At 52.3% G+C, this 2,960-nt stretch carries 2 protein-coding genes; one reads left to right on the top strand and one right to left on the bottom strand.

Annotation, left to right across the window (positions count from 1 at the left end; translation table 11 throughout):
* A partial coding sequence (locus AACZ40_RS28815) for an efflux RND transporter permease subunit (protein ID WP_339677102.1) occupies nucleotides 1-2,319 on the top strand: 2,319 nt, incomplete at its 5' end.
* A 30-nt stretch (nucleotides 2,320-2,349) separates the two neighbouring features.
* Here AACZ40_RS28815 and AACZ40_RS28810 read toward each other — a convergent pair.
* Nucleotides 2,350-2,901 (bottom strand): hypothetical protein, encoded by a 552-nt coding sequence (locus AACZ40_RS28810; RefSeq protein ID WP_291174662.1) that lies wholly within the window; start codon nucleotides 2,899-2,901, stop codon nucleotides 2,350-2,352.
* Between the last annotated feature and the right edge of the window lie 59 nt (nucleotides 2,902-2,960).

Genomic DNA, 2,960 nt, shown 5'->3' with positions numbered 1-2,960 from the left:
GGACAGTCGTACAATCAGTTTACGGAAAAGGAAGGGCAGCCGAACGCGAATATCGGAATTTATCAACTGCCTGGTGCCAACGCATTGCAGGTGGCAGAAGATGTCAAAAAAGTGGTCGAGGAAATGGGCGAGAAATTTCCCGAAGGCGTGGAGTACAGTATTCCCCTGAATACGACAGAATTCGTGGAAGCGTCCATTCATGAAGTATATAAAACGCTGTTTGAAGCGGGCATTCTGGTGCTGATTGTGATCCTGGTCTTTTTGCAGGACTGGCGGGCTGTGCTGATTCCGGCGACTACGGTTCCCGTGACAATCATCGGGGCATTTGCAGCCATGTACGCATTGGGTTTCTCGATCAACATGCTGACGCTGTTTGGTCTGATTCTCGCAATTGGAATTGTAGTTGATGATGCGATCGTCGTGGTGGAGAATGCCGTGCATCATATTGAACGGGGCGAACCGCCTAAAGAAGCCACGATCCGGGCGATGTCGGAGGTACTCGGTCCGATCATCGGAATTACGCTGGTCCTGCTGGCCGTATTTATTCCTGCGTCTCTGCTGGGCGGGATCACGGGACAACTCTATCGGCAGTTCGCATTGACGATTGCCGCGACTGCGTTATTGAGTGCAATCAATGCGGTCACATTAAAGCCGGCCCAGTGTGCGCTCTGGCTCAGACCGGTTACGAAGAAGAAGAAATTTATTTTCTATCGCTGGTTTGAAAGTGTGTATGGATATTTTGAGCGGACTTATACGAGCATTGTAAAGCGGCTGGTACGACTGGTCATACCGGTGTTCGTGGTATTCGCGGCGCTGGTAACCCTGGCGGGCTGGTGGTATCTGCGGATGCCAACCGGATTTATTCCGATGGAAGACCAGGGGTATATCCTGATGGCCGTCCAGTTGCCCGATGCGGCTTCGCAGCAGCGTTCGCGGGAAGTGATGAAAAAAGTCGATAACGTGCTGGCAGAAACCGAGGGAGTTGCCAGCTGGATCACCATCGGGGGGCTTTCGCTGCTCGATAACAGCAGTGCCTCTAATGCGGGAACCGTGTTCGCCTCGTTCGATCCATTTGAGGAGCGGGTGGCGAAAGGTATCACGCAGGAAAAAATACTGGCGTCAATTCAACAGAAGCTGGCACCAATTCAGGAAGCAGTCGTGTTTGCGTTTCCTCCACCTCCGATTCGTGGGCTGGGGATGCGGGGTGGATTTGAGATGCAGGTGGAAGACCGCACGGATGCGGGATTACAGGTCCTGCAGGAAGCAGCGCAGGCGATTGTAGCGGACGCGAACAGTCAGTCTGCGTTGCAGGGAGTTACAACTTCATTTCGACCCGGTGTGCCTCAACTGTACCTGGAGATCGACCGCGAAAAAGCGAAAACACTGAATGTACCGCTGGGAAATATCTTCACCACACTGCAGGCTTTTCTGGGCTCGACCTATGTGAATGACTTCAACAAGTTCGGACGGACCTACCAGGTACGGGTCCAGGCGGATCAGGAATTCCGCGCCAAACCCGAAGATATTGAACGCCTGGAAGTCCGTACGAGTGAAGGCAAAATGCTGCCGCTGCGGTCTCTGATTACAATTAAGAAATCCTTCGGGCCTCAGGTAATCAACCGGTACAACCTGTACCCGGCAGCGACTGTTTCGGGCGGGTATCGGACAGGCTACAGTTCCGGTGATGCATTGCGGATCATGGAGCAGATCGCCGATGAGAACCTTTCGAATTCTCTGGGTTATGAATGGACGGGGACGGCATTCCAGGAGAAGCGTGTGGGCAGTGAATCAATTTTCATTTTCGGCGTAGCGATTTTACTGGTCTACCTGGTGCTGGCAGCGCAGTATGAAAGCTGGCTGTTGCCCGTAGCGGTGATTCTGGTGGTTCCGCTGGGATTACTGGGAGCCGTCGCGGCGGTGGCGTACCGCGGGATGGAAATCAATATTTATACACAGATCGGTATTGTGCTGATCATCGCGCTGGCAAGTAAAAATGCGATTCTGATTGTCGAGTTTGCGCGGGACTTACGTCGCCAGGGCAACTCGATTCTCGAAGCCGCCACCGCGGCAGCACAGATGCGATTTCGACCGATTATCATGACCTCGTTCGCATTCATTCTGGGAGTGGTCCCCCTGGTGATCGCGAATGGAGCCGGGGCGGCGGGGCAGCGGGCATTAGGAACAGCAGTCTTCGGCGGCATGCTGGCGTCGACAATTCTGGCGATCTTCTTCATCCCGGTGTTTTATGTCGTGTTCCAAAAACTGGATGAATACCTGCGCAAGAAACCGGAGCCTGAAGCAGAGAAGCAAGTTTCTTGAAATACAGATGTCTCAATTTCTTCGTCGAATTTAAATGCGATTCTGTTTTGCTAATAATAATTGAGTGCCGTACTCGATCAAATTTGAAACGTCGTGGCAATCTTTGTCCCGTAATTCCTGTCGATGCAGTTTAAACAGGAGCGTCACGACTGGATTCAGGATTTTGACACCACGTATGGAAATCGCATGCTGACTTTTGGGCCAGGTGAGGCGTGGATCGCGACGATAGATGACCGTGTCAACGTGGTCATCATAGACCATCAATTGCAGAACCCAGTGAGTTCTCTCTTTGTTTGTTATCCAGATATCGTGTACGTGTGCCGGAACCTCTATACCATTCCAGGCGACAAGCTGACCGGGCGGGTCACAGAGAAATACGCGAGATTGATCGATGGATTTCAAACAGCATATGAGCTCTGAGCGAAAGATGCCGATATCCGTGTCAGCATGTTCCCGGGTTGTTTTATCGAGCAGCCAGTCGATTGAGCATCCACCACACAGAACCCATCTGTTGAAGTCTCCGAGCGTGACTTGAATGTCTGATACGGGAAGCGGTTGCCAACTGTTGTCGGAAGGGATCATGGCTTCACGTCGATTCTGATGCAGCTCAGAACAGCGCCGTCAACGGTTTCGAATCATCG

It is taken from the genome of uncultured Gimesia sp., assembly GCF_963972345.1.
Classification (GTDB): domain Bacteria; phylum Planctomycetota; class Planctomycetia; order Planctomycetales; family Planctomycetaceae; genus Gimesia.
The sequence above is the reverse complement of the archived record's forward strand: the minus strand, read 5'-3'. Positions and strand labels throughout refer to the sequence as shown.

Coding starts and splice junctions, on each gene's coding strand:
- AACZ40_RS28810 (WP_291174662.1), bottom strand. CDS start 2,901: ATGATCCCTTCCGACAACAGTTGGCAACCGCTTCCCGTATCAGACATT.